Raw genomic sequence first — 387 nt, 5'->3', positions numbered from 1 at the left:
TTGGGGGTGCTCAAGGCGGGGGCCGCCTATGTGCCGATCGACCCCGCAGTCCCAGTGGCGCGGGTCGGGTTCGTGCTGGCCGATGCCGCCCCGGTGGCGGTGATCACCACCACCGAACTGGCCGACCGACTTGCGGACCACAACCTGCCGATCATCAATGTGGCTGACGCGCAAAACCATTCGGCCGCAGGACTGACGATGCCGGGCCCCAACGATATCGCCTACCTGATCTACACCTCAGGCACCACCGGCACTCCCAAGGGCGTGGCGGTCACCCACCACAACCTCACCCAGGTGTTGATGGGTCTGAGTGATGTGCCGCGCCCGGGGGTGTGGGCGCAGGCTCACTCGCTGGCTTTTGACGCCTCGGTGGAAGAGATCTGGGCT

1 protein-coding gene is annotated in these 387 nt (G+C 66.1%); it reads left to right on the top strand.

Features of this window, described 5'->3' with window-relative positions; genetic code table 11:
- Positions 1–387, top strand: a 387-nt coding sequence (locus tag BST27_RS30920; protein ID WP_139805532.1) for an AMP-binding protein, incomplete at both ends; no start/stop codon positions are given.

Origin of the sequence: Mycobacterium intermedium, assembly GCF_002086275.1 — a bacterium.
GTDB classification, from domain to species: Bacteria; Actinomycetota; Actinomycetes; order Mycobacteriales; family Mycobacteriaceae; genus Mycobacterium; species Mycobacterium intermedium.
The sequence above is the reverse complement of the archived record's forward strand: the minus strand, read 5'-3'. Positions and strand labels throughout refer to the sequence as shown.